General features: G+C 69.0%; 27 protein-coding genes. 4 read left to right on the top strand and 23 right to left on the bottom strand.

From position 1 onward, the window contains the following. Nucleotides 1–39: 39 nt before the first annotated feature. The 4 genes from ABVF28_RS11505 to ABVF28_RS11490 are packed head-to-tail and all read right to left on the bottom strand — an operon-like array spanning nt 40 to nt 3,864. Nucleotides 40–1,209 carry an MFS transporter gene (locus tag ABVF28_RS11505; RefSeq protein ID WP_371030550.1) on the bottom strand — a complete coding sequence of 390 codons (1,170 nt, stop codon included), beginning with the start codon at nt 1,207–1,209 and terminating at the stop codon, nt 40–42. 23 nt (nt 1,210–1,232) lie between these two features. After that, the gene (locus ABVF28_RS11500; protein ID WP_371030549.1) at nt 1,233–1,907 is read right to left on the bottom strand and encodes a GntR family transcriptional regulator; all 675 of its coding nucleotides are present in this window, start codon (nt 1,905–1,907) and stop codon (nt 1,233–1,235) included. Next, nucleotides 1,904–2,854: an ornithine cyclodeaminase family protein gene (locus ABVF28_RS11495; RefSeq protein WP_371030548.1), complete on the bottom strand. Its 951-nt coding sequence runs from the start codon at nt 2,852–2,854 to the stop codon at nt 1,904–1,906. Before ABVF28_RS11495 ends, ABVF28_RS11500 begins: the two co-directional genes overlap by 4 nt. Continuing rightward, the gene (locus ABVF28_RS11490) at nt 2,851–3,864 is read right to left on the bottom strand and encodes a proline racemase family protein (RefSeq protein WP_371030547.1); all 1,014 of its coding nucleotides are present in this window, start codon (nt 3,862–3,864) and stop codon (nt 2,851–2,853) included. Before ABVF28_RS11490 ends, ABVF28_RS11495 begins: the two co-directional genes overlap by 4 nt. Nucleotides 3,865–3,988: 124 nt before the next feature. Between ABVF28_RS11490 and ABVF28_RS11485 the strand changes: the two genes are divergently transcribed. Together ABVF28_RS11485 and ABVF28_RS11480 are read left to right on the top strand one after the other, a co-directional pair. Continuing rightward, nucleotides 3,989–5,026 (top strand): DNA polymerase IV, encoded by a 1,038-nt coding sequence (locus tag ABVF28_RS11485; RefSeq protein ID WP_371030546.1) that lies wholly within the window; start codon nt 3,989–3,991, stop codon nt 5,024–5,026. A gap of 92 nt (nt 5,027–5,118) precedes the next feature. After that, the gene (locus tag ABVF28_RS11480) at nt 5,119–6,315 is read left to right on the top strand and encodes a benzoate/H(+) symporter BenE family transporter (protein WP_371030545.1); all 1,197 of its coding nucleotides are present in this window, start codon (nt 5,119–5,121) and stop codon (nt 6,313–6,315) included. Between the two features lie 72 nt (nt 6,316–6,387). Here the strand turns inward: ABVF28_RS11480 and ABVF28_RS11475 are convergent, their stop codons facing one another. The 10 genes from ABVF28_RS11475 to ABVF28_RS11430 form a co-directional block, all read right to left on the bottom strand. Beyond that, nucleotides 6,388–6,660, bottom strand: a complete 273-nt coding sequence (locus tag ABVF28_RS11475; RefSeq protein WP_104312511.1) for a GlsB/YeaQ/YmgE family stress response membrane protein — start codon at nt 6,658–6,660, stop codon at nt 6,388–6,390. Then, entirely contained in the window at nt 6,657–7,640 is a 984-nt protein-coding gene (locus ABVF28_RS11470) for a cation diffusion facilitator family transporter (protein ID WP_371030544.1), read from the bottom strand. Before ABVF28_RS11470 ends, ABVF28_RS11475 begins: the two co-directional genes overlap by 4 nt. After that, nucleotides 7,637–8,143 (bottom strand): transporter substrate-binding domain-containing protein, encoded by a 507-nt coding sequence (locus ABVF28_RS11465; protein ID WP_371030543.1) that lies wholly within the window; start codon nt 8,141–8,143, stop codon nt 7,637–7,639. The genes ABVF28_RS11470 and ABVF28_RS11465 overlap by 4 nt, the downstream gene beginning before the upstream one ends. A gap of 9 nt (nt 8,144–8,152) precedes the next feature. Then, a complete protein-coding gene (locus ABVF28_RS11460; RefSeq protein WP_371030542.1) occupies nt 8,153–9,031 on the bottom strand; it encodes a glycosyltransferase family 2 protein in 879 nt (292 codons plus the stop codon). Beyond that, complete coding sequence (locus tag ABVF28_RS11455) at nt 9,028–10,071, bottom strand: glycosyltransferase (RefSeq protein ID WP_371030541.1); 1,044 nt, start codon at nt 10,069–10,071, stop codon at nt 9,028–9,030. Before ABVF28_RS11455 ends, ABVF28_RS11460 begins: the two co-directional genes overlap by 4 nt. Next, nucleotides 10,068–11,135, bottom strand: a complete 1,068-nt coding sequence (locus ABVF28_RS11450) for a glycosyltransferase (protein ID WP_371030540.1) — start codon at nt 11,133–11,135, stop codon at nt 10,068–10,070. Before ABVF28_RS11450 ends, ABVF28_RS11455 begins: the two co-directional genes overlap by 4 nt. After that, a complete protein-coding gene (locus tag ABVF28_RS11445) occupies nt 11,132–12,271 on the bottom strand; it encodes a glycosyltransferase (RefSeq protein WP_371030539.1) in 1,140 nt (379 codons plus the stop codon). The genes ABVF28_RS11450 and ABVF28_RS11445 overlap by 4 nt, the downstream gene beginning before the upstream one ends. A 101-nt stretch (nt 12,272–12,372) precedes the next feature. Then, nucleotides 12,373–12,594: a hypothetical protein gene (locus ABVF28_RS11440; RefSeq protein WP_104312507.1), complete on the bottom strand. Its 222-nt coding sequence runs from the start codon at nt 12,592–12,594 to the stop codon at nt 12,373–12,375. Further along, complete coding sequence (locus ABVF28_RS11435) at nt 12,591–12,899, bottom strand: ATP-dependent DNA ligase (RefSeq protein WP_104253917.1); 309 nt, start codon at nt 12,897–12,899, stop codon at nt 12,591–12,593. Before ABVF28_RS11435 ends, ABVF28_RS11440 begins: the two co-directional genes overlap by 4 nt. 86 nt (nt 12,900–12,985) lie before the next feature. Beyond that, a complete protein-coding gene (locus ABVF28_RS11430) occupies nt 12,986–13,345 on the bottom strand; it encodes a hypothetical protein (protein WP_371030538.1) in 360 nt (119 codons plus the stop codon). 197 nt (nt 13,346–13,542) lie between these two features. Here ABVF28_RS11430 and ABVF28_RS11425 point away from each other — a divergent pair, with 197 nt between their 5' ends. Continuing rightward, nucleotides 13,543–13,992 (top strand): DUF805 domain-containing protein, encoded by a 450-nt coding sequence (locus ABVF28_RS11425; protein ID WP_371030537.1) that lies wholly within the window; start codon nt 13,543–13,545, stop codon nt 13,990–13,992. 80 nt (nt 13,993–14,072) lie between these two features. Here ABVF28_RS11425 and ABVF28_RS11420 read toward each other — a convergent pair whose 3' ends face one another. From ABVF28_RS11420 to ABVF28_RS11400, 5 genes are all read right to left on the bottom strand, one after another. Next, on the bottom strand, nt 14,073–14,546 hold the full coding sequence (locus tag ABVF28_RS11420; protein ID WP_371030536.1) for a MarR family winged helix-turn-helix transcriptional regulator: 474 nt from the start codon (nt 14,544–14,546) through the stop codon (nt 14,073–14,075). 10 nt (nt 14,547–14,556) lie between these two features. After that, entirely contained in the window at nt 14,557–16,215 is a 1,659-nt protein-coding gene (locus ABVF28_RS11415; RefSeq protein ID WP_104312503.1) for an MDR family MFS transporter, read from the bottom strand. Nucleotides 16,216–16,404: 189 nt separating this feature from the next. Next, on the bottom strand, nt 16,405–16,608 hold the full coding sequence (locus ABVF28_RS11410) for a CsbD family protein (protein ID WP_371030535.1): 204 nt from the start codon (nt 16,606–16,608) through the stop codon (nt 16,405–16,407). A 90-nt stretch (nt 16,609–16,698) separates the two neighbouring features. Further along, nucleotides 16,699–17,100: a GntR family transcriptional regulator gene (locus ABVF28_RS11405; RefSeq protein ID WP_371030534.1), complete on the bottom strand. Its 402-nt coding sequence runs from the start codon at nt 17,098–17,100 to the stop codon at nt 16,699–16,701. Further along, entirely contained in the window at nt 17,097–17,804 is a 708-nt protein-coding gene (locus tag ABVF28_RS11400) for a hypothetical protein (RefSeq protein ID WP_371030533.1), read from the bottom strand. The genes ABVF28_RS11405 and ABVF28_RS11400 overlap by 4 nt, the downstream gene beginning before the upstream one ends. 102 nt (nt 17,805–17,906) lie before the next feature. Here ABVF28_RS11400 and ABVF28_RS11395 point away from each other — a divergent pair, with 102 nt between their 5' ends. Further along, complete coding sequence (locus ABVF28_RS11395; RefSeq protein WP_104312499.1) at nt 17,907–18,536, top strand: DNA-directed RNA polymerase subunit beta; 630 nt, start codon at nt 17,907–17,909, stop codon at nt 18,534–18,536. 685 nt (nt 18,537–19,221) lie between these two features. Here the strand turns inward: ABVF28_RS11395 and pstB are convergent. From pstB to ABVF28_RS11375, 4 genes are all read right to left on the bottom strand, one after another. Further along, nucleotides 19,222–20,001 carry a phosphate ABC transporter ATP-binding protein PstB gene (pstB, locus tag ABVF28_RS11390; protein WP_104241957.1) on the bottom strand — a complete coding sequence of 260 codons (780 nt, stop codon included), beginning with the start codon at nt 19,999–20,001 and terminating at the stop codon, nt 19,222–19,224. A gap of 47 nt (nt 20,002–20,048) precedes the next feature. Continuing rightward, a complete protein-coding gene (gene pstA, locus ABVF28_RS11385) occupies nt 20,049–21,161 on the bottom strand; it encodes a phosphate ABC transporter permease PstA (RefSeq protein WP_104312498.1) in 1,113 nt (370 codons plus the stop codon). Then, nucleotides 21,161–22,150: a phosphate ABC transporter permease subunit PstC gene (gene pstC, locus ABVF28_RS11380; protein WP_371030532.1), complete on the bottom strand. Its 990-nt coding sequence runs from the start codon at nt 22,148–22,150 to the stop codon at nt 21,161–21,163. The genes pstA and pstC overlap by 1 nt, the downstream gene beginning before the upstream one ends. A gap of 124 nt (nt 22,151–22,274) precedes the next feature. Further along, nucleotides 22,275–23,372, bottom strand: a complete 1,098-nt coding sequence (locus ABVF28_RS11375; RefSeq protein WP_371030531.1) for a phosphate ABC transporter substrate-binding protein PstS — start codon at nt 23,370–23,372, stop codon at nt 22,275–22,277. Between the last annotated feature and the right edge of the window lie 64 nt (nt 23,373–23,436).

The following is a 23,436-nucleotide window of genomic DNA, read 5'->3' as shown; positions in this document are numbered from 1 at the left end:
CGGGGTTCTTCGGTTGAACGAGGCGGCACTTGCCGCCGGCTACTCCCGCTTCTTCTGCGTGTAGGCGACCGTGGCGGCGGCCGCGAGCGAGGCGCCGATGGCGACGAGCACCCCGCCGCCCCCGGTGAGCGGGGTGAGGAGCCCAGCCCCCGCCGGGATGAGCGACTGGGCGAGCCTGTTGCCGACGAGTCGGAGCGAGAGAGCGAGGCCGCGCTGATCCTCCGGCGCAACGTCGGTGAGCCAAGCCATCGTGATGGGCTGCGTGACACCGATCGCGAACCCGTAGAGCACGGCCGCGACGACGAGCCAGATCGGGCCGATCGGGAGGCCCGTGAGGGCGAGAGTCACGGCAGCCGCTCCCAGCGAGGTCAGCAGCAGCATGCGCCGGGAGAGCCGTCGACTGAGCGCGGGGAGGGCCGCCCGGGAGGCGAGCGTCGCGAGGGCGCGGCTCGTCAGCATGAGGCTCACGAGCGCCGCGGAGATACCGGGCTGCGTGCTGAGCGCGGGCCAGAACGCGAGCGTCACGTCGACGGAGGCGATGGCGATTCCGCCCGCGACGACCGCCCGGAACGCGCCTGGCTCGCGCAGGATCTTCCGGCTCGACGCGAACGACCCCGGCCGCTTCGCGGTGCTGGCGCCTCGCGACCCGCTCCCCAGGAAGAGGCTGGCGACGCCGAGCAGGACGGCGGCTCCCACGGCGCACCAGAACACGAGCGAGAGGTTCGGGCCAGGGCCGGCGGGGTTCGGGATGGCCAGCAGCAGCGGGCCGAGCGTCTGGCCGATGGATGCGGCGAGCGTGTAGAGCCCGAACGCCGACTCCCGAGACCCCACCTTCGAGCGATTGGCGACTGCGGTCTGCTCGCTGATGATGCTGAGCAGATGTCCGACGCCGAGGACGAGGGCCGCGACCATGAGGCCTGCGACGCTCTGCAGTGACACCAGCGCGATGCCGATCGCGGCGATGAGCAGGACACTGCCGAGCACCGCGATGGTGCGCTCACCGCGCCCATCCGTGAGCCGGCCGGCGGGCAGTGCGAGGAGGAGAGCCGGGAGCGCGAACGACGTCGCGAGCAGGCCGATGACGGCCTCCTGGCCGCCCGCTTCGAGCACGGCGAACGAGAGCCCGGGGCGAACCGCATACGTGAGCACCTGGATGAGCACGGCATGCACGATGATCCACGGCCACCGCGAGCCGGGTGTGCCCGGCATTCAGCGCACCTCCGTCGCGCGCGTCACGCCTTTGCCCACTCGCCCCGCACGTGCCCGATGTGCCGCGCGACGATCTCCTGCATCCGCTCGCGGTCGCCGTCGAGGGCCGCCTCGATCATCTGCTCGTGCTCGAGGGTGGATGCGGTGAGCTGGCCAGCCTCGGCGAGCGGCACCAGGTTGTGGAGGCGGCTGCGCTCGCGGGCGCGGCGCACGATCTGCACGAGCTCGGGGTTGCCGTGCATGGCGAGGAACGCGGTGTGGAACGCGGTGTCGGCCGTGAGGTACGCCACCATGTCGCTGGCCTCCTCCGCCCGCTTCATCGCCTCCACGAGAGGGCGAAGCGATCGGATGCGCGTGGCGTCGTCGTCGCTGCGGAACTCGGCGATGTCGCCCATGACAGGCGCCTCGAGCAGCAGGCGCACCTCCGCGAGGTTGTCGAGCTCCGCGCGTGTGACCTCCGTCACCCGGAAGCCGGTGTTCGGAACGACCTCGACCATCCCGTCGCGCGCCAGGTCGAGCATCGCCTCGCGCACGGGGGTCGCCGACGAGTCAAAGCGCGCGGCGAGGGCGGGCGCCGAGTAGACCTGGCCTGGTGCGAGCTCCCCGCCGACAAGCGCCGCCCGCAGCTCCGCCGCCACCCGCTGTCGGACGGAATCTCGGCGGCCCCCGCCGGAATCGCTGGAGCCGGCCGGGCTCATCCTCGGCGCCCATCGGCGTCGGCGATCGCCTGCGCGAGCACGAGGTCCTCCCACGACATGCCAGCGCTCTTGAACACGACGGGCCGCCCGCCGCGAAGGCCGCGGCTGCCTCGCACGAGGTCGCCCATCGGGATGAGGTCGTCGGCAGCGAGGTGCCCCTCGTCGATCGCCAGCACCACGTCGCCGCATTCGCGGAGCGCCGCGCCGATGTCCTCGACGATCACGTCCGACCGGCCGAGCAGGGCCCCCGGCAGCTCGCGCGCATCCGGCGAGTGCGAGCCCACGGCGACGACGACCGCGTCGTCGCGCACGACATCGTCCTCGAACAGCGGAGTCGAGGCGGTCGTCGTGCAGAGGATGAGCCCCGCGGCACGGGTCGCGGCCACGGCCTCCTCGCTGCCCGCCGCCACGACCGCATCGAAGTCGGCACCCGTCGTCACGCGGGCGGGGGAGCGGACCACCGAGGTGACGCTGCCCACGAGTCGAGTGCCCTCGAGCACCGCGCGGACCGTCCGCACGTGCGCTCGGGCCTGTGGGCCCGCTCCGAACACGACGATGTCCAGCGTTCCGGCGTCGCGCTCGAGCGCATCCCTGATCGCCGCGACCGAGACGGCCGAAGTGCGGATGTCGGTGAGCGCGGGACCGTCGATGAGCGCGCGCGGGCTGAGCGTCGCCGAGTCGAACAGCACGTAGAGGCCCTGGATGCGCGCGAGGCCCCTCGCGGGATTGTCCGGCGCGATCGTGAGCACCTTGATGCCGGTGCTTGTCGCCGTCTCCGCGGGCATGAGCAGGAACTCGCCGCCATCGAGCTGCTCGAAGATGCGCGCGTGGTCGGTCTCGGGACGGAAGCCGCCCGCGAGGGCACAGCGCAGCGCATCCACGGCCGCCGTGGGCGTGAGCAGGGCCTCGACATCGCTCGCGTCGAGGAAGGGGATGCCGGCGCTCATCGCAGCACGAACCCGGGGGTCATCTCGTCGCTCGGGTCGACCTCGAACACATGCTCCCCGGTCTTGTGGGCGATGCCGGAGACCTGCGTCGTCGTCGCCCGGTGCCCAGCTTCGACGCCTTCCGCCACGACCCGCGCCAGGAATCTCGAGCCGACGATCGAGTCGTGCACCAGTTCTCCGCCGACGGGCAGGATGCCTTCCTCGGTCAGCGTGGCGACCCGCGCGCATGTGCCGGACCCGCAGGGAGAGCGGTCGAGCTCTCCGTCTGCGAAGACCGTCGCGTTGCGCTGGTGCACGACGCCGTCCGCGCTGTGGTCCGAGTACAGGATCGTGCCGTAGATGCCGTTCAGGCGTCGGTCGCTCGGATGCTCGGCGTGCGCCGAGTCGTTCAGGAGCCACTTCACCTCGCGGCCGAACGCGATGACCTCGCTCACGTCCTCCGGCTCGATGGACAGCCCGACCGCGGTCGCGTCGACCTGGGCGTAGATGGCCCCGGCGAAGGTGATGTCGGCGAGCACTTCACCGCGGGACGTCTGCACGGGCACCCGTCGAGCGAGCACGTACCCGGGCACGTTGATGAAGTCGGCCCCGGTGACCGTTCCAGCCTGGTCCGTGCGGACCCGGGCCGTCACTCTCCCCGAGGGGACGTCGATGACGACGACCGTCGTCCCGCTCTCATCGGCGGCCACGAGCCCGCTCTCGATCGCCCACACGCCGAGCGCGATCGTGCCGTGCCCGCAGGCCGTCGAGAAGCCGTCCTTGTGCCAGAAGAGCACCCCGAGGTGAGCGCCGGCGTCGTCCGGCTCGACGATGAAGCCCCCGTACATATCGGCGTGCCCTCGCGGCTCGAAGCAGAGGAGGCGACGAGCGCGGTCGACTTCGGGGGAGGCTGCGGCGAAGACGCGCTTGCTGGCGACGTCAGCGCCGTCGATGGGGATGCCGAGGTCCGGCACGATCCGGAACGGCTCGCCGGCCGTGTGGTAGTCGATCGTCGCGAACCGTTCGTGCATGATGCCTCCCCGTCGATTGCAATTGCAATAACACTACGCCGGGCCGAGCGCGCGAACGAGGGTCAGACACGCGACGCGCCGATCCCTCGAAAGTGACCTAGAACATAGGTACGATGGCGGGGTCATGAACTCGTACCTGCTCCATGCCGACGCCGATTCGTTCTTCGCGTCGGTCGCCCTGCGGGATCGGCCGGAGCTCGCGGCCAAGCCCGTCGCCGCAGTGGCGCACCTCTTCATCGCGAGCGCCAACCACCCGGCCCGCGAGTACGGCATCCACGCGGGCATGCTCGTGACCGAAGCCCGAGAGCTGTGCCCGCGCATCCTCCTCGTCGAGTCCTACCGGCAGGAGGTCGAGGCGGTGGGGGATGCGCTCTTCGCGCTCTTCGACTCGGTCGCCAGGGGTATCGAGCCCGGCTCGATCGAGGAGGCGTTCCTCGACGTCGGAGCGACCACGCCGGAGGCCGCGCTGGAGGTCGCGCACGAGCTGCGACGCCGAGCCGCGCTCGAGCTGCGCATCCCGGTCAGCGTCGGCATCGGCCGCACGAAGCTCATGGCGAAGCTCGCGTCCCGCAACGCGAAGCCCGACGGTGTGCACGTCATCGACCCGGCGCGCGAACTCGAACTGCGCACGGAGCTGCCCATCGGCGACGTCTGGGGCATCGGGGCCCGCACCGAGGCGAGGCTCATCAAGCTGGGCGTCGCGCGCATCGGCGACGTCGACGTCATCCCGCGCGACGAGCTGCTCCGTGTGTGCGGCACGGCGATGGCGAGGCGGCTGTGGCGCATCCGCGCCGGCACGGACGAGGCCATGATCTCGCCCATCAGGCACCGCACCACGCTCACCTCCGAGTCGTCGACGTCCGGCTACGCCCGCGCGGATCGCACGCCCGTCGAGGTCGTCGAGGGGTGCGTCGAACGCGTCTGCCACCGAGCCACCCGCGCCGGCCTCAGCGCGACCGGCATCAAGCTGGAGCTGCGCCCGACCGGTCTCGGCCCCATCCGTGAGAAGTATCAGGGCATCGACTCGAGCGCATCGTTCGACGTGTGGATGCCCGTGGCCGAACGGCTGCTCGTCGCCTCGACAGCGACGGAGATCGAGTCGGCCAGCGTGACGCTCACAGGGCTGCTGCCCGTCGAGCTGGTGCAGCCGACGCTCTTCTGAACCGACCCCGCGGTTTCGTCCGCCCGCCACCCTGCCTCTACGCTGAACTGCAGATCGCGGGATGCGCGAGCGGACGAGACGAGGACCCCACGATGAGCAGCACCGTCGAGCCGCGCGAGGGCATCCTGCGCCCCATCTCGGCCGGCGTCGTGTCGGCGCTCGTTGCGTTCACGAGCTCGTTCATCGTCGTGCTCACCGGGCTGACTGCGGTCGGCGCCAGCGCAGACCAGGCGTCGAGCGGGCTCCTCGCGGTGAGCGTCACCATGGGCCTCGGCTGTATCCTGCTCGCGACCTGGACCCGTCTGCCCATCACGGTCGCCTGGTCCACGCCGGGAGCGGCGCTGCTCGCGGCGACGGGCACGCTCGAGGGCGGCTGGCCCGTGGCCGTCGGCGCGTTCCTCGTCACGGGCATCCTGATCATCGTCACGGGCCTCATCCCACAGCTCGGTGCACTCGTGGCGCGGATCCCCGTCTCCGTCGCACAGGCGATGCTCGCGGGGGTGCTGTTCCAGCTCTGCCTCGGTCCGATCACCGGCATGGCCGAGAACCCGCTTGCCGTGGCACCTGTCGTCGTCGCGTGGCTGCTCGCGCTGCGCTTCCTGCCGCGCTGGGCCGCGCCCATCGCGTTCCTCGTCGCCGCGATCGTCATCGGCGTCCACATCGTGGCCTCCGGGGCTTCTCTCGACGCCGCCGACCTGGCGCCGCGCATCCAGTTCACGGCGCCAGAGTTCTCCGTCACCGGGATGGTCGGCATCGCGCTGCCCCTCTACCTCGTGACGATGGCCTCCCAGAACGTGCCGGGCGTCGCCGTCATGAAGGGGCTCGGCTACGACGTCCCATGGCGTCGCTCCCTCATCGTGACGGGCATCGGCACGGTCGCGGGAGCCCCGGCAGGTGGGCACGCCGTCAACCTGGCCGCCATCAGCGCCGCCCTCGCGGCCGGTCCGGAGGCCGGGGAGGACCGTTCGAGGCGGTGGATCGCGAGCGTCACCAACGGGGTCGTCGTCATCGTGCTCGGCGTCGCGTCCGCCGCGTTCGGGGCGCTCGTGCTGCTCGCCCCTGCGGGTGTCATCGCCGCTGTCGCCGGGCTCGCGCTCATCGGGACCCTCGCGAGCTCGCTCAAGGCAGCCCTGGCGGAGACCGGGGAGCTCGTCCCCGCCGTCGTGACGTTCGCGACCGCCGCATCCGGAATCGCCATCGGCGGGGTCAGCGCCGCCTTCTGGGCGCTGGTCGCTGGCCTCATCGTGCGCCTCGTCGTGCGCCCGCCCCGCGCGCCCGCCCAGGGCTGAGTTGTGGTCGCCAAGACCGCGGAATGACGACCAGAAGTCCGCCGCGGACTGGGACCAACCGAGGCGACGCGCTCAGTCGTTGCGTGGCGCCGTGAGTCTCACGACCACGAGGAAGACGGCGAGCGCGGCGATCGCACCCACGATCGCGGACGTCCAGTTCGGCAGCGAGAAGGGGTCGCTCGTGCTGCTCCAGAAGAGCACGCTGCCGAGCCAGCCCCCGAAGAGCGCGCCGAGCGCGCCCACGAAGAGCGGCGCGATCCAGTCGTCCCGACGGCGAGTCGGGAGGAAGCGCTTCGCGACCACCCCCGCGAGTAGGCCGATGGCGAGGAAGGCAAAGTAGCTCACGCGTGCTCCTGAGGTTCTGGGGACGAATCGACGGGCTTCAGCTCCCGGTACGCGAACGGCGGGATCTCTGCGACCGGAACGAGGACAACATCCCGCAGCTTCCAGTCGAGCCCACGACAATCCTCCGTGAGTCGCTGCAGTTCCGCCAACTCGAGCGCATCGCCGTCGCGCGGCACGATGAAGACCTCCGCCTGCAGCTCATGCCCCTGGTCGCGCACCCGGCACCCGACCTGCGCCACCCAGTCTCGTGCCTCCACGAACGTGTTGAGCTGTCCCGCCAGCGGGTGCGGGCGTTCGCCGTCGTAGGTGCGAGCCTGCTCGTCCATGAGGTCGAGCACCGCGATGCGCAGGTTCCGAACACCGTCGTACAGGATGCTCGCCGAGATGAAGAGCGCCGCGACGGAGTCGAGCCACCAGAGGCCGATGCCGATCCCCGCGACCCCGACTGCAGAGCCGACCGCGGTCTGCCAGTCGGCCTTGTTCATGTCGGCGTCGGCGTACAGCACCTTGTCGTGCAGCTTCGACGCCAGCTTCATCTTGCGGTGGCCGATGATGACCGGAGGCCATGCGATGAACAGCATCACGCCGATCATCAGCCAGCCGAGCCAGATCTGCTGCCCGAACAGCTCGACGGAGCCGATCGTCGGGTGTTCCTGCGCGAGCAGCCCGGAGCTCGAGTCGACGATCAGGAACACGGCCATCGACGTCAACGCGATCCCCGAGACGAGATGGCCGATTGCCACGGCCCGGTGGTAGCCGTACGGGTGCTCCACCGTCGCGGTCTTGCGACTGACGCGAGCGGCGATGAGGAACGCGAACGGCGGGATGAACGACAGCAGATCCTCGAGCCAGGCCGCCTTCATCGCCTGCGAGTTGCCGAGCACCAGGTAGACGAGTGTGACGGTGACGGCGAGGAAGCCGATGGTGATCCACTCGAGCCGGATCGCCTTCCTGCGGACCTCGTCGTGGGATTCGCTCATGAGGTCGCCTCGGCGAGGTACGTCTCGAGCTCGACGAGGAACGCGTTCTCGCCCATGGGCGTGAGCATCACGTGGGACACCTTGCCGGCCGCGGCGTCCTCGGTCTCCAGGAACGGCTGCGTCGAACCGGCCTCGTCGACGTAGGGCGAATCGTCGCGGAAGCCGGCGATGGCGAGGTCGAGCGTGCCGTCCTCCAGTCCTTGGACGAGGGCGGCCTCGGAGCCGTCCACCCAGGTGATCGAGGCGTCGAGCTCATCGGCGAACCCCTCGACGAGCTCGACCTCGACGCCCGTCGGGTCCGCTCCCTCGGTGATCCCGGTGAGGGGCGGGTTGTGGGAGACGCCGACGCGCAGCTCGCCGCCACGCACCCGGTCGAGGGTCCCGTCCGGGTCGCTCGGGACGCCCATCCCGCACCCGCACAGCACGAAGACGGCGGTCGCGACCGCCACCGCCGCGGCGATCGCCCGCCTCGCCCGTGTCAACTCCCAGAGGTGAAGAGCCATGTCAGCAGGCTAGGAGTTGTCGCTGTGCTCGAGCTCAGCACTCAGCGGCTGACCGGGCTCGTGGACCACGACGCACGGGTCGTCGCCGAGTCCGCCCTCGAGGAGGCCAAGCTCCCGGAACGCCTGCAGCCAGCCGACCATCGGCCATACCCGCCACCGCTCGCGGAACAGGTTCGCGTTGCGCGCGATGTCGTGGAGGTGCTGCACCGGCGGATTCGAGGTGGGGTGCCACTGGTGGTAGGCGCGGGCACCGCCGACCCAGGCAAGACCGACACCCAGGTTCCCCGCGACGCGCGCGAAGTCGGTGTCCTCGGCGCCGTACCCGCGGTAGCCCTCGTGGAAGCCTCCGATGCGGAGCCAGTTGTCGGCGGTCACGGCGAAGGAGAGCGACCAGAAGAGGTTGCGGTCCTCGCCGAGCTGCACCTCGCCAGCCGCCGGGGCGGGGCGAGCGGGATGCGGGGCGTCCTTCAGCTCCACGCGTTCCGCGTCGTAGCCGTTCGGCCCAGGGGGCTCGAGGTAGGTGACCGGGCCGCTGAGGAGGCTCGACGCCCAGCGTGGATCCTGCGCTGCGTCCTGGTAGGCCTCGACGAGCCCACCGCCGGGGATGCAGTCGACGTCGAGGAACACGAGCAGCTCGGCACCACGCTCCAGTGCGATCCGCGCCCCTTCGTTGCGGGCGGCGGCGAGGGGGAGCCCGCTCGCGTCCGCGGGCATCTCGACGGTTGTTCCCGGCAGCAGTCCGTCGGAGATGAGCTCCGCGATCTGCGGATCGCCCATCGCGACGACGATGGCGTCGTCCGCGGGTACTGACTGCCGGAGGAGCCCCCGTCGCTGCTCGAGCAGATGACGATGGCGCCCGTGCGCCAGCGTGATCGTCGCGGTCTTCATCGGCTCGCCATCCGGTCGAGCAGCGCGGCAGCTCGCAACGCGCCGCCGCCGTCGTTCCACGTCGCCCACTGCCGGCCGTCGAGCTCGGACGCGGCATCGAGGAGCCCCGCCCAGTCGTCGCGGTCGAACGTCTCGGCCACGATGACCGGCAGGTTCGGCGTCGCCGCGAGCACGCGCGCGGAGGTGATCTGCTCGTCGTGGGGCCGGGGCTGGGGCACGACGATCGCGGGGACCTGCGCCGCGGCGACGTCCGCGATCGCGCCCTGGCCCGCGTGCGTGATGACGAGCGACGCCTCGCGGATGCGGGGGCCGGGGTCGGCGACGCGGTTGCCGGGAGTCGTCCCGATCTCGTCCCACTCGACCCCAGGCGTCTGCCGTTTCGCTTCGCGGATCTGCGCCGATGTCATGCCGCCGCCGCCAGAACCGGCGAGCACGAGCACTCGTCTGATGGGGCCAGGGCCGGCGCTGTGGCCTCGCTCCGCAGCCGAGATCGCACCGACCTGATGGATGCGCGCTTCGATGTGGGAGGGAACGCCTGGCAGCATTCCGGTGATGCCGACGGGCCAGGCCGCGAGGATCGCGTCGGACAGGCCGAAGCCCAGCGTGTGCGGCGCGTCGGTGCGCACTCCGGGGAGTGCCACCGAGACGACGGGAACCCCGTGGAGTCTGGCCAGCGCGGCAACTTCGACGGAGACGTCGGAGACGAAGACGGTGGGTGCGGTCTCAGCGATCCAGGTGGAGATGCGTGCCATGCGGCGCCGCATGCCCTCGTCGTCGACGGGCGCCCAGTGCAGCGCGCCGTTCGCCGTCGGCTCGAGGGGCGAGAGCGCCATGTCGTCGCGCTCGAGGCGAATCCAGGGTCCGAGCCAGGCGTCGGGCTTGGTGAGCGTCGAGAGTCCGGTGACGGGCATCGAGCATTCGCGGGCGATGGCAAGCGCACGGCGCGCGTGCCCGCCGCCCTGATGGTGGACGTAGTAGCCGATGGTGCCCGTGACCGCCGAATTAGCGGCGTTCGGACCGTTCGCTCCCGAGATGGTCATGCGGCTACCCGCCCTTCTGTCACCGAGCGCAGCAGCGCTTCGTACTCGTCCACCATCCGCTCGAGCGAGCAGAAGGTCTCCGCGCGTTCCCGCGCGCCTGCTCGGGGCAGGTTCGCCGCCTGCAGCAGTGCAGCTGCGAGCGCGTGGATGTCGTCGCCGGGGGCGAGCCGTCCGCTGCGGTCGTCGAGGATCTCGCGCAGCGCGCCGCGATCGAACGCGGCGACGGGGGTGCCGGCCGCCAGCGACTCCGCGGCCACGAGCCCGTAGGGTTCGTCCCAGCGCGGGGTCACGAGCGTGACGCTCGCCCGACGGAGATGCTCGAAGAGAACATCGTGGTCGAGGTGCCCGAGGTAGCGGACGCTCTCGCCGAGACGTGGGCGGATCGCAGACTCGAAGTAGTCGCTGTCGTAGGCGGGCCCCGCGATGTCCAGCGGGACGCCCGCGAGGTTCGCGGCGTCGATCGCGAACTCGAGCCCCTTCTCCGGCACGATGCGCCCCGACCAGAACGCGGGCCCGCCTCCGTCGCCCGGACGAAGGCGCTCGGTGTCCACGCCATTGAGGATCACCGAGCAGTCGATGCTGTCCGACCACGCCTCCCGCATGTGGGAGCTGACCGCGACGAACGTGCCGGCGGACCCGTCGACCCGAACCGCCGATTCGATCCACCCGACGGGGGGAGTGTGCAGCGTGGTGACGACGGGAACATCGAGCAGTCCCGACATGGCAACCGGCAGGTGATGGATGCTCACGTTGAGGACCGCGTCGAATCGGTCGCTCGAGTTCCGTGCGAGACCGACCATGAGCGAGAGGTACGCGTGATGCTCGCTCATCCACTCGGCCGGCATCGCTCCGACGTCGCGCCTCGCAGTCTCGCTCATGGAGAAGTCCGCGACGTCGAGGAACTCCACGCCGAGACTGGGGTCCGAACCGGGTGCCGCGAACAGCGTCACCTGGTGCCCGCGGCGCTTGAGCGCCGTGATCAACGCGTGCGTATGTGCCTCGAGCCCGCCGGCGAAGGGCTCGCTGATGGGGAAGCGCGAGGGACCGATGACGCAGATCCTCACTGGGTCACCCGCACTCGGGTCAGCGCTGCCGCGTAGATGTCCGCGTGCGCTGCGGCGATCTCATCTCGCTGCGACGCCCGGAACTCGGGGGCGTGGCGGGGCGCGACGGCGCGTGATGCGGCGAGCACCGCATCACGCAGCGAACGGGCGTCGAGTGCGTCAGCCGCGCGCCGGTAGGTGAAGACGGGCCCCTGATCGGCGTAGAAGCCCACATCGGGGGCGACGACGGCCGTGCCGAGGTCCAGGCACGCCTCCAGCCAGCCCGAGTGCGTCCCGAAGCGATAGGGGAGCACCGACGCGTCGAGCGAGGCCAGGTAGCGCCACAGCTCTTCGTCGCTCAGGTAATCGTGGATGCGCAGCTCGATGTGGCCCGCGTCCGCGAGCTCCCGCAGGCGCGAGGCGAGCGCCTCTTCGTACTTGGCCCCACCCGGCTCGAGGATCTCACGGTGCCCGTTGACGTGGACGACGATCGACGGCTCGACACGCGCCAGCTCGACGAGCGCCTCGATCACGGGCAGCGGCTCCATGCTCGCGCGCAGGCTCTTCGCGTGCACGCCCACATGGAACTCGCCACGTGTGTCCACTCGTTCAGCCAGAGCGGTCTCGACTTCGGCAGGCTCGACGATGTGCGGGTGCGGGATCACGACCGGTCGTCTGCCCCACCGGCGTTCGACCTCGTCCGCTGCCCCCTCCGTGAGGGTGATGAGCTCATCCGCCGCGGGGATCAGGATGTCGAGATGAGCGAGGTGGGCCTCAGGCGTCGCGTGGTGTGGGTTCGTGAGGTCGTGCACGGTGTACACGAGCGGCTTGCCCTCGCGGCGGAGCGCAACCACGAGCTCCGTGAGGACGTTCGGCGAGAGTGCGTCGAATCCGAAGTGCACATGGAAGACGTCGAACTCGTCGGCGTGCTGTTCGACCCACGACGGCTCGAGCATGACGGGGGGCCACCAGCGCTCGGTTGCAACCCGGGCGGAGCCGTCGGGGTGAGGGTCCGGGAGTCGGAGGATCGCTGCGCGCGATGGGTCTGGCGTGACGGCCGAGAGGTGCCTCACGTAGACGTGCCCCGCGGGAACGCTCGCAATCCGAATGGTTCGACTGAGGTCGTCGACGACGTCTGAGCTGCTGGGGGATGACACCCCTCCACCTAAACAGCTTCAACAGCGGAGCGTCGCGCTCTTGACAGTCCTCGACCATCGTGCATGCGTCCGCCCGGCCCTGGAACCAGGCGCGAGGCGGGTCAGTCGCCCGGGTTCGGCTCCACGACGACGAGGCCGATGCCAGGGCCGACCAGCAGGTTCGCCGGCTCGAGGCGTCCCTCACCGCGGTCCCCGCGCACCCAGAACCACTCTCCGCTCGCGACGCGAGCAAGGATCTCGGCCTGGAACGTCCCGATGTCGTCCACGAGCTTCGAGAACGTCTCCCCCTGGTAGAGGAGCTCGATCCTGGTCTGTCCGTTCATGACGCCCTCTCTGCGGGTTCAGCGATCACGGCCAGGCCGGCCTGCGAATTGGCGCCCTGCACCAGCGCCTCAACCCACGATCGGTTGATGTGCACCTGCCGACTGCCGAGGAATTTGAAGCGGATGGGGACGGCCGGGTGCATCCAGACGGTACTGCGACCGTCGCCACCTGCGTTGTTGTCCTTCCAGCTGAAGAAGAATGACTCGCCGCGGCGCAGCTTCGTGCCGATTGCGAGCTGGAGGTGCGCAAGCAGGCGATCCTCGAAGTCGACTGTGACCTCGGAGTTGTAGATGAACTTCCCCACGCTGAACCCTGCTTTCTGGTCTGTCGCGCATTGTGTGCGCCGTCCATTATCACTGTCTCGGAGCTGACGTTTCGCCAGCTCGGCGTCTAGAGCTCGTCGAGCCAGTCGGGATGCGGCACGCGCGGGTCGTTCGACGACCCCTCTTCGACGAGCGCCTCCGGCGCCCCGTGCTCCTCCGCGAGCTCGGCACGGAGTCTCTGGAAGGTCGCGAGCACCTCGCTGTCGTCGAACTCCGGGACCTCGGAAGTGACCGTCTCGGTCGCGATCTGGCTCGACGGCCCGACCAGCACGGAGAGCATGTTGTCCGAGCCGTCGGCGTGGCGTACCGGGATCTCGACGATTCCGGCCTGATGGACAGCGGCAAGCGCCGCCGCATACGCGACCAGCTCTTTCGCGATCCTCGTGCTCGTGAAGTAGACGCCACCTGCGTAGTGAAGTTGGTCCATCGTTTCCCCAGACGGTCGCGTGCGTGCAGAATTCCCCGAGTCTCGCAGGCCCAGTTGGGTGCGTTTGGAGTATTGCCTTCTGAACCGTTGTATGAAGCGGCGGCATCTGTTTCCCGAATGGAAACGCAGAATGAGGCCCCGTAACGCTACGCTCAGTGCAAATCCCACGCCTTGGCAGTGCCTGATTGGAGTCCCTGATGTCTACCCCTCAGCTCGACGCCCCGCTCTACCCACCGCTCTACGGAGCCAGCTTCGGTCAGGCGGTGAAGCGGTTCTTCAAGAAGTACGCCGTCTTCTCCGGCCGGGCCAGCCGTAGCGAGTACTGGTGGTGGATTCTCTTCGGCGTCATCGTCAACGCCGTGTTCTTCCTCATCGGCTCTCTCGCCGGCGGGCCGGGCACTATGGACTCCTCCGGCCAGTTCACCGGCGCCAGCGGGGGCTACACGGCCGTGTCGGTCGTGCAGTCGCTCTGGGGCCTCGCGACGCTCATCCCGGGGCTCGCGCTGCTCTTCCGCCGACTGCACGACACGAACCGCTCCGGCTGGTGGTGGCTGCTCCTCTTCATCCCGCTCGTCGGCGCGATCGTCATCCTCGTGTTCGTGATCAGCGACTCGCGCCCCGAGGGCGCCCGCTTCGACCGCCAGTAGCACTGGCCGCCGAACGACCGAACCGCCACCCTCGATCGAGGGTGGCGGTTGCGTCGGTCAGCGGGCTCGGTTCGTGAGCGTCACGACTCCGGGGTGACGGCCTCGGCGACCGCACCGAAGCGGCCGAGGAGACCCGAGAAGACACGCAGCTCCTCTGGCGTCCAGTCCCGCAGCACCGCGTGCAGGCGGTGGCGGTTGCGGGCACGCACCTCGGTGACCCGTTCGACGGCGAACGACGTCGGCGTCAGGATGCGCGCCCGCCCGTCGTTCGGGTCCGACCCGACCGTCAGCAGCGCGAACTCCTCGAGCATCCGCACCTGTCGGCTCATGACGCTCTTGTCGACGGCGAGCTGCTCGCCGAGCATGCCGGCGTGCGCCGTGCCGTGCTGCACCAGCGCGGAGAGAATCTTGTAGCCGATCGGCTGCAGCGACGGGTGCACTGCGACGGCCGACTCGCTCCACGTGGTGCGGACACGGCGGTAGAAGGTGCCGAGCTCCGTCTCCACCGAGGCGATCGCCTCCGCGAAGTCGGCGTCGTCTGGGGACTCTGGCATGGTCGCCATCTTAGGTGCGGTCCGCCCGCCGCCCCGAGTCGCCGAGGATCGGGATGGCACCGGTGCGGGGGATGCCGACCACGGCCTCGGCGACCTCCACGAGGTCCTCCGATGCCGACTCTGCACCAGCGTGTCCGCTGGGGTTCTCCTCACCCTTCGCGCGCTGCACCGCGTTCTGCGTGCCGAGCTGCGCGTTCGGGAGGAACGAGACCGCGACGAGGGTCACGATCGCGAGCGGCAGTGCTGCGAGGAAGATCGCGCCGACCGAGGTGCCGTAGGCGTCCTCGACGAGGATCCGCAGCCACTCGGGGAGCGTCGCGAGCTGCGGGATGCTGCCGCCCGCGAGCGACTGCGCCGCAACCGCCTGCTGCTCAGGTGGCAGCGCCCGCACGCTCGTGGAGATCGTGTCCGCCACGACCGTTCCGAGGATCGACCCCATGACGGAGACGCCGATCGTGCCGCCGAGGCTGCGGAAGAACGTGACCGCGCTCGTCGCGACGCCCATGTTCTTGACCTCGGCCTTGTTCTGCACGACAAGCACGAGGTTCTGCATGACCATGCCGACGCCGGCGCCGAGCGCGAACATCGAGAGGCCAACGTAGAGGTATGGCGTGTCGTAGTGAAGGCGGCTCAGCAGGAAGAGGCCGACGACCATGAGCGCGCTGCCCGTGACGACGAACGCCTTCCACTTCCCGCGACGGCTGATGAGGTTTCCCACGATGGTCGAGGCGACGAGGAGGCCCGCCATCATCGGGATCGTGAGGATGCCCGACTCGGTCGGGGTCGCCCCTCGCGCGAGCTGCATGTACTGGCTGAGGAAGACGCTGGTGCCGAACATGGCGACGCCGACCGAGACGCTCGCGATCACCGCGAGGGTGAAGGTGCGGTCGCGGAAGAGCGTGAGCGGGATGAGCGGCTCCTTGACGCGCAGCTCGACGAGGACCGCGATGACGAGCAGCAGCACGCCACCGCCGGCCATGAGCCAGGACGGGAGCGAGTTCCACTCGAACTGCGAACCCGCGAGGGTCACCCAGATGAGCAGCAGCGAGACGCCGCTCGAGATGAGCACGATGCCGAAGTAGTCGATGCTGACCTTGCGCTTCTTGGGCTTCGGCAGGTGCAGTGTGACCTGCAGCAGGATGAGCGCCACGACCGCGAAGGGGAGCCCCACGAAGAAGTTCCAGCGCCAGCCGAACGCGTCGGTGATAACGCCGCCGAGCAGGGGGCCGCCGACCGTGGCGAGCGCCATGACGGCACCGAAGAAGCCGGCGTAGCGGCCGCGCTCGCGGGGGCTGAGGATGTCGGCCATGACGATCTGGCTGAGCGCGCCGAGGCCACCGGCGCCGAGGCCCTGGAACACGCGCATCGTGATGAGCATGGACGTGTCCTGCGCGAAGCCGGCGATCGCCGAGCTGACGACGAAGATGACCAGCGAGATCTGCAGGAGCAGCTTGCGGTTCGTGAGGTCGGCGAGCTTGCCCCAGATGGGGGTTGAGACGGTCGTCGCGAGAAGGGTCGCGGTCACCACCCAGGTGAACGCGCTCTGGTCGCCCTTGAGGTCGCTGATGATGAGCGGCAGGGACGTGCTCACGACGGTCGACGCGAGCATCGACACGAACATGCCGAGCATCAGGCCGGAGAGGGCCTGGAGCACCTGGCGGCGGCTCATGCCGGATTCGGTGAGCGCTGCTGCTGGCTTGGTGCTGGGTCTGGGGTTCTTGCTAGACGACATCGACGCGGGGCCTCCTGATAGTTGACGACGGTCAACCATACATAGATGGTTGACCGCAGTCAACTATCGGAAAGGGCCCCGCGAACGGGGCCCTGATCCTGCGTGCTGCTGACTGCGGCGCTGCGCCTAGTCGATCTTGCGCTTGAGGTTGTCGAGGCCCTCCTTGGCGCCGTCCTTGACGTCCTCGACCTTGTCCTTGAACCCGGCCTTCGCCTGGTCGGACCGGCCTTCGGCCTTCAACTCCTCATTGCCGGAGACCGCTCCAGCGGCTTCCTTCGCGCGTCCGCCGAGGTCTTCTGACTTGTTCTCAAATCGATCGTCGATTCCCATGAGGGGATGCTCTCAGGCCAACTTGAGCGCCGCCTGTGGCGACGCATGACCCCGACGCTCCACGGATCGGGGTGCGGTCCCGCGGGCGCCTCAAGCCCCCTGGTGGCGTTCGGTCTGCCCGGACAGCGCTTCGAAGACGGCAGCAACAGCCTCGTCGTCGCCCACCCCCAGCTCGCGTGCCTCGACGGCAAACGCCCGCGCCGCTGCCGTGAGCCGCACATCCCCGTTCCGGCTGTTCGCCCTCACGAAGGTGCCGGCGCGCCCACGGCCCTCGACGACGCCCTGTTCCTCGAGGGCCGTGTAGCACTTCGCGACGGTGCCCGGTGCAACACCGAGGGTCTCGGCGAGGGAGCGCACAGGGGGCAGCCGCTCGCCGGGTTGGAGGTCACCGCGCTCGACGGCGAGGATGATCGCATCACGAAGCTGCCTGCCCGGCGCCTTCGACGAGTCACCCCCGATCGCGAGGTGCTCGAAGAAGTCACCTGTGCTCATGCGCGAGGTCGCTTGCCTGGGCTCGTGTTCTCGTCGATCGCAGTCTCCGAGCCGAGCGAGATCTCCTCGTCGTCATCCGGCTCGACGAGGTCATCGAACATCGCGGCACTCACGGCCTCGTCGTGCTTCTTAGCACGCTGCGGGCCGAAACCGAGCCACTTGCGAGTCGGGTAGTGGAGCTTCTCACGCCGCCACCACAGCGTCGCGAGCACCAGCGTCGCGATACTCGGCACCAGCGCCAGCCACGCTCCGTAGGCGATCGGGTACTGGCCGTTCGCCGCATCCACGCGCAGCGTCGCGAAGACGAACAGGAACAGGATGCCGAGCGTCGCGAGGGCGGCGTAGACCTGGAGGATCTTGGCCGAGATCACCGCGACACCGGAGATCCGCAGGATCAGCACCACGACGAGGCCGAGCAGGGGAATGGTCGGGACGAGACCGAACAGGAAGGTGCCGAACCAGTTGTAACCGAGCGCCTCGTCCATCTGGCTGAGGCCGGTGCCCGCCACGAACAGCTGCCAGCCATTCAGGGTCGGGGCGATGCGGTTGAGGGGGATCTCGGAGTTCCACCAGGGGAAGAACATCACCACGAGCAGCAGGGTCGCCAGGACGCCGAACGCGATCTGCTTGGGGCGGTAGGCCGGGTACGACGACATCGCCGCCGTGTCCTCGACCAGCGAATCGTCGTCCTGCGCAGTAGCCATGCCCCCAGCCTACGAGGCAGGTTCGCAATCGTGGCTCCGAACGCGCAGACTGGATGCGGCCCCTCACGAGGCCGAACGGTCTCAGGCGGCGAGAGGGGCAGCATGACGGAACGACACCACAGGCCCGTGCGCGTGCCATCGCAGGCGTTCGAAGCGCTCATCGGCGCCGATGACCCCGCGGCGGTGAGCCGCGTCGCCCACGATACGGCGAGGGCACTGCTGCAGCGGGCGCGCGGAGAGGGCGACCAGGCCGTCGTCGCGCGTCTCGTCGCCTACGCCGACGAGCACGGCATCGATGAGATCGCCGAGCTCTGGGCCGGCGCCAGCTCGCGGTCGCTGCCTGGCGCACTGTGGCGTCTCTACCTGCTGCGGCAGGCCGTGCGCGCGAACCCCGCGGAGACGAGCTACCTCTTCCGCCGCGGCTACGAGGTCGACCGCTCGATCAGCTCCGTCGTCGCAGGAGCCGCCACGCCGACCGGCCCAGAAGAGGTCGTCGCCCTCGCGGACGTCATCCTGCACGGTGCCTTCTCCGGAGACTTCGCACTCGCGCTCGAGCGAGCCGCCGCGTTCTGCCGCGTCATGTCACAGGGCGCGACGAGTCTCGCGAAAGACGAGGAAGGGCCAGCGCCCGCTCGAGCCAGGCAATCGACGCGTCGTGCCGTCCGCTACCTGGAGATGGGCGACGACCTGCACGCCTCCGCCGGCATGTGGCGCCTCGACACCCTCGACTGAGCCGCGGCACGCCGCATCCCGCCCGCGCACCCGCTGCCGGCCGCTTCGCCCGCGACTTCGCCCAGAGGGCTGCCAAAGCAGCTCCGTGACCCCCCTTTGGGGCAAGTCGCGTGCGGAGCGGGCGTTCGAGCGAGCCTCTGCGACGAGCCGAGTGCAGCACGACGTCGGATGTGTTCGCGGAGAGCCGATCCGGCTTCCGGAGCGCCCGAGGTTCGGTAAACTCGACGTCGCCGGGCCGCAGTAACCCCGGGCTCCAATATTCGCCGCTGCGAGCGGCCTTCCGCCGAGAGGCGTTCCTGCGGCCTGGCTTTTCTCTTCCCTGCGGCCGCGCCCCGCATCCGTCGTCTCGGGATGGAAACCTCGCATCGTTGCGTGAAGTTCTCCAGCACGAAGTGAGAATCCCATCCCGAGTCGGTGCGTCGCCGCGTCGCCGCGTCGCCGCGTCGCCGCGTCGCCGCCTCGCCGCCTCGCCTCGACGGCCGCGTCGCCGCCGCGCGGTCCATCCGTCGTTTCGAGATGGGTTTCGCGCTTCGGGATGCGTTGCAACCCATCTGCATGCGTGGAACCCATCTCGAGTCGGGGAGATCGAGGAGTGGCCCCGCGCGCGACGACGGGGCCGACGCAGCGCGCGACGAAGGCCCCGGCGAGATCGCCGGGGCCTTCGTCGTGATGCGGGGAGTGCGGTCTAGCCGAAGCGGCCCGACACGTAGTCCTCCGTCGCCTGGACGGACGGGTTCTCGAAGATCGTCTTCGTCGTGTCGTACTCGATGAGCTTGCCCGGCATCCCGGTTCCGGCGATGTTGAAGAACGCCGTCTTGTCAGAGACGCGCGACGCCTGCTGCATGTTGTGGGTCACGATGACGATCGTGTACTCGGTCTTGAGGTCCTCGATGAGGTCCTCGATCGCGAGCGTCGAAATGGGGTCGAGGGCAGAGCAGGGCTCGTCCATGAGCAGCACGTCGGGGGAGACGGCGATGGCGCGGGCGATGCAGAGACGCTGCTGCTGTCCGCCGGAGAGGCCGGAGCCGGGGAGGTCGAGGCGGTCCTTGACCTCCTTCCACAGGTTGGCACCCTGCAGCGACTTCTCGACGAGGGCGTCGGCGTCGCTCTTGGAGATCTTCGTGTTGTTGAGCTTCACACCGGCGAGCACGTTCTCACGGATCGACATCGTCGGGAACGGGTTCGGGCGCTGGAAGACCATGCCGACCTGACGGCGCACGAGGACGGGGTCGACGCCGGGGCCGTAGAGGTTGTTGCCGTCGATGAGGACCTCGCCGTCGACCCATGCCTTCGGGATGACCTCGTGCATGCGGTTGAGCGTGCGGAGGAACGTCGACTTGCCGCAGCCGGATGGGCCGATGAAGGCGGTGACGCTGCGGGGCTCGATCACCATGGAGACGTCTTCGACGGCCTTGAACTTGTCGTAGTAGACGTTGAGGTCGTTGACTTCGATGCGCTTGGACACTGTGTTTCCCTAACTTCCTGGCTGGTCGGCCTGGTCAGTCTGACCGGTTAGCCCTTGGGGGCGAAGAGCTTGGTGATCATGCGTGCGACGAGGTTGAGCAGCATGACGATGATGAGGAGGACAAGTGCGCCTGTCCAGGCGAGGTTGAGCATGTTCTCGGCCCCGGCTCCGACCTGCTGCGTGTAGGAGCGGTAGACGAAGACGGGGAGGCTCATCATGGCTCCCTGCGTCATGTTGTAGTTCATGTAGATGTTGAAGCCGGCGGCGATGAGCAGCGGCGCGCTCTCGCCGATGACGCGGGAGATGGCGAGCATGACGCCAGTCGTGATGCCGGCGAGCGCGGTGGGGAGCACGACCTTGGAGATCGTGAGCCACTTCGGCACGCCGAGCGCGTAGGAGGCTTCGCGGAGCTCGTTCGGGACGAGGCGGATCATCTCCTCCGAGGAGCGCACGACGGTCGGGATCATGAGCACGGTGAGGGCGATGGAGCCCGCGAGTCCCGTTCGCACGTTGGTGAGCGGGATGCCGAGCGTCTGCAGGATGAGCATGATCATCGTGTAGGCGAACAGACCCGCGACGATCGAGGGGACACCCGTCATGACATCCACGAAGAAGTTGATGGCCTTGGAGAGGCGGCCCTTGCCGTACTCGACGAGGTAGATCGAGGTGAAGAGTCCGATCGGCACCGAGATGAGGGTCGCGACGAGGGTGATGAGGAGGGTTCCGACGATGGCGTGGATGCCGCCGCCGCCTTCCGTCACGACGCCGACCATCGAGGAGGTGAAGAACGTCATGTCGAAGCGGGCGAGGCCGTTCGCGACGAGGGTGAAGAGCAGGGAGAGCAGCGGCACGAGGGCGAGCACGAACGCGGCGGTGACGAGCGAGGTGACGAAGCGGTTCGTGGCCTGGCGGGGGCCCTCGATGATACGGGCGATGATCCACTGGCCGGCGATGTAGAAGATCGCGCCGAGGACGGCGAAGCCGGTCCAGTTGAACTCGCCGCCGCCTGCCGCGAGGAGCAGGGTGATCACTGCGGAGAGCGCGAAGCCGCCGACGAGGATCGCGTACGGACCCCACTTGGGCAGGCGACCGTGCGTGAGCGGGTTGATCATCTCAGGAGCCGACTGGTTCTGGGTTGGTTTCTGCAGTGTTGAGGTCATCAGTTGGCTCCTGAGAATTCCTTGCGGCGGCTCACGATCCATCGTGCGAGGGAGTTCACGAGGAGGGTGATGGCGAAGAGCACGAGACCGGATGCGATGAGCACGTTGATGTCGAGGTTCGACGCTTCCGGGAAGGAGAGGGCGATGTTGGCGGCGATCGTCGACGGGTTGGTGTTCGACGTCAGCTGGAACGTGATCACGCCGGTCGCGGAGAGGACCATGGCGACGGCCATCGTCTCGCCGAGGGCGCGGCCGAGGCCGAGCATGACGGAGGAGACCATCCCGCCGCGTGCGAAGGGCAGGACGGCCATCTTGACCATCTCCCAGCGCGTCGCGCCGAGGGCGAGCGATGCCTCTTCGTGGAGCCGCGGCGTCTGGAGGAAGACTTCGCGGGTGAGGGCGGTGACGATGGGGAGCACCATGACGGCGAGCACGATGGCGGCGGTCAGGATGGTGCGGCCCGTTGCCGAGACCTGGCCCTGGAAGAACGGGAGCCAGGAGAGGTTCTCGTTGAGCCAGACGTAGAAGGGCTGCACGAACGGGCCGAGCACGGTTGCACCCCAGAGGCCGAAGACGACCGAGGGAACTGCGGCGAGCAGGTCGATGACGTAGCCGAGGGGGGCGGCGAGCTTGCGCGACGCGTAGTGCGTGATGAAGAGGGCGACGCCGATGGCGACTGGGACTGCCATGAGCAGCGCGAGCAGTGAGGCCCAGAGCGTTCCGAAGATGAGCGGCAGCACGTACCAGAAGAAGTTGCCTTCGGCATCCGGCTCGGCGAGGTTGCTCGCGCCGGCGACGAAGTGGCTGTTCTCGGCCGCGTCGGGGAAGAAGGCCGGGAGTCCCTGGAAGAGCAGGAAGAAGAACACGGCGGCGAGGATCGCGAGGATGAGCGATCCGGAGAACGTCGAGAGGAAGCTGAAGACGCGGTCGCCAGGACGCGACTTGGCCTTCACCGATGTGCCCGCATCTGGGGCGAGTTCTGCAGTCATCTGCTGAGGGTTTCCCTACGTCATTTGGGTGGAGCGGGGCGAGGAGCTGAAGAGAGCCGAATCGCCCGGTGCCATGCTTTCACAGCACGGCACCGGGCTGAAACGGAACTTCAGTCCGCGCGGACTACTTGATGGCGTCGACTGCTGCCTGTGCCTGGCTGCGCAGGTCGTCCGAGATGGGCGCGGAGCCCGCGTTCTCGGCTGCTGCATCCTGTGCCTCAGGGCTGATGACGTAGTCGAAGTACGCCTTGACGTTGGCTCCGACGGTCGGGTCCGTGTACTCGGCGCAGCCGATGAGGTACGAGACCAGGACGATCGGGTAGACGCCTTCAGCGGAGCGGTCGAGCTCGAACGAGAGGTCGGTCGCTGCGCGGCCTTCCTCGAGCGTGGAGTTGTCGACGACGGCGGCTGCCGCCTCGGGGGAGAGCTCGACGAACTCGGAGCCGGTCTGGATGGCGGCCGTGCTGAGGTCGCCGGCCGCGGATGCGTCGAGGTAGCCGATGGTGCCGTTGCCGGAGGTCAGCGCCTGCTGGACGCCGGGGGTCTCCTGGGCGCCTTCGCCGCCTTCGATGGGCCAGTCGTCGCTGTCCTCGAAGGTCCACACGTCGGGGGCTGCCTCGACGAGGTAGGACGTGAAGTTGCCTGTGGTGCCCGAGGTGTCGGAGCGGTGGACCGGCGTGATGGCGAGGTCGGGGAACGTGACGCCCGCGTTGAGCGCGGCGATCTCGGGGGCGTTCCAGTTGGTGATCTCGCCCTTGAAGATCTTGGCGAGGGTCGCGGGGTCGAGGTTGAGGGTGTCGACGCCCTCAACGTTGAACGCGACGGCGATGGGGGAGATGTAGGCGGGGATCTCGACGAGGTCGGTGCCGTCGACGCAGTTGCCGAAGCCGCCTGCCTCGATCTCTTCCATCTTGAACGCGCGGTCGGAGCCGATGAAGGCGGACGTGCCGTTCGTGAAGTCGGTGCGACCGGCGCCGGAGCCGCCACCCGCGTAGTTGATCTGGATGCCTGGCTCGACCGCGGCGAAGCCGGCGATCCAGGAGGTCTGGGCGGTGCCCTGCGACGAGGCGCCGGATGCGGCCAGCGTGCCTGTGAGCGATCCTGCGCCCTCGACTGCGGTTCCCGGCTCTGCTGCGGTTGGCTCGTTGCTGGCGCAAGCCGCAAGCGTGAGTGCGGCGATTGCGGCCATGGCGACCGATGCGCCTACTCGCGTGAACTTCATGGAGTTTCCCTTCGGGGACAGGTGACATTCCGTTGGATCAGTTGCGATCCGTCGGTGACGCTAT

It is taken from the genome of Pseudoclavibacter sp. JSM 162008 (assembly GCF_041366455.1).
In the GTDB taxonomy this organism is placed as follows: domain Bacteria; phylum Actinomycetota; class Actinomycetes; order Actinomycetales; family Microbacteriaceae; genus Pseudoclavibacter.
The sequence above is the reverse complement of the archived record's forward strand: the minus strand, read 5'-3'. Positions and strand labels throughout refer to the sequence as shown.

What these genes read in the sequence shown, in the direction of transcription:
- ABVF28_RS11505 (WP_371030550.1), bottom strand. Translation starts at nt 1,209, where the DNA reads ATGCCGGGCACACCCGGCTCGCGGTGGCCGTGGATCATCGTGCATGCC.
- ABVF28_RS11500 (WP_371030549.1), bottom strand. Translation starts at nt 1,907, where the DNA reads ATGAGCCCGGCCGGCTCCAGCGATTCCGGCGGGGGCCGCCGAGATTCC.
- ABVF28_RS11495 (WP_371030548.1), bottom strand. Translation starts at nt 2,854, where the DNA reads ATGAGCGCCGGCATCCCCTTCCTCGACGCGAGCGATGTCGAGGCCCTG.
- ABVF28_RS11490 (WP_371030547.1), bottom strand. Translation starts at nt 3,864, where the DNA reads ATGCACGAACGGTTCGCGACGATCGACTACCACACGGCCGGCGAGCCG.
- ABVF28_RS11485 (WP_371030546.1), top strand. Translation starts at nt 3,989, where the DNA reads ATGAACTCGTACCTGCTCCATGCCGACGCCGATTCGTTCTTCGCGTCG.
- ABVF28_RS11480 (WP_371030545.1), top strand. Translation starts at nt 5,119, where the DNA reads ATGAGCAGCACCGTCGAGCCGCGCGAGGGCATCCTGCGCCCCATCTCG.
- ABVF28_RS11470 (WP_371030544.1), bottom strand. Translation starts at nt 7,640, where the DNA reads ATGAGCGAATCCCACGACGAGGTCCGCAGGAAGGCGATCCGGCTCGAG.
- ABVF28_RS11465 (WP_371030543.1), bottom strand. Translation starts at nt 8,143, where the DNA reads ATGGCTCTTCACCTCTGGGAGTTGACACGGGCGAGGCGGGCGATCGCC.
- ABVF28_RS11460 (WP_371030542.1), bottom strand. Translation starts at nt 9,031, where the DNA reads ATGAAGACCGCGACGATCACGCTGGCGCACGGGCGCCATCGTCATCTG.
- ABVF28_RS11455 (WP_371030541.1), bottom strand. Translation starts at nt 10,071, where the DNA reads ATGACCATCTCGGGAGCGAACGGTCCGAACGCCGCTAATTCGGCGGTC.
- ABVF28_RS11440 (WP_104312507.1), bottom strand. Translation starts at nt 12,594, where the DNA reads ATGAACGGACAGACCAGGATCGAGCTCCTCTACCAGGGGGAGACGTTC.
- ABVF28_RS11430 (WP_371030538.1), bottom strand. Translation starts at nt 13,345, where the DNA reads ATGGACCAACTTCACTACGCAGGTGGCGTCTACTTCACGAGCACGAGG.
- ABVF28_RS11425 (WP_371030537.1), top strand. Translation starts at nt 13,543, where the DNA reads ATGTCTACCCCTCAGCTCGACGCCCCGCTCTACCCACCGCTCTACGGA.
- ABVF28_RS11420 (WP_371030536.1), bottom strand. Translation starts at nt 14,546, where the DNA reads ATGCCAGAGTCCCCAGACGACGCCGACTTCGCGGAGGCGATCGCCTCG.
- ABVF28_RS11415 (WP_104312503.1), bottom strand. Translation starts at nt 16,215, where the DNA reads ATGAGCCGCCGCCAGGTGCTCCAGGCCCTCTCCGGCCTGATGCTCGGC.
- ABVF28_RS11410 (WP_371030535.1), bottom strand. Translation starts at nt 16,608, where the DNA reads ATGGGAATCGACGATCGATTTGAGAACAAGTCAGAAGACCTCGGCGGA.
- ABVF28_RS11405 (WP_371030534.1), bottom strand. Translation starts at nt 17,100, where the DNA reads ATGAGCACAGGTGACTTCTTCGAGCACCTCGCGATCGGGGGTGACTCG.
- ABVF28_RS11400 (WP_371030533.1), bottom strand. Translation starts at nt 17,804, where the DNA reads ATGGCTACTGCGCAGGACGACGATTCGCTGGTCGAGGACACGGCGGCG.
- ABVF28_RS11395 (WP_104312499.1), top strand. Translation starts at nt 17,907, where the DNA reads ATGACGGAACGACACCACAGGCCCGTGCGCGTGCCATCGCAGGCGTTC.
- pstA (WP_104312498.1), bottom strand. Translation starts at nt 21,161, where the DNA reads ATGACCTCAACACTGCAGAAACCAACCCAGAACCAGTCGGCTCCTGAG.
- pstC (WP_371030532.1), bottom strand. Translation starts at nt 22,150, where the DNA reads ATGACTGCAGAACTCGCCCCAGATGCGGGCACATCGGTGAAGGCCAAG.
- ABVF28_RS11375 (WP_371030531.1), bottom strand. Translation starts at nt 23,372, where the DNA reads ATGAAGTTCACGCGAGTAGGCGCATCGGTCGCCATGGCCGCAATCGCC.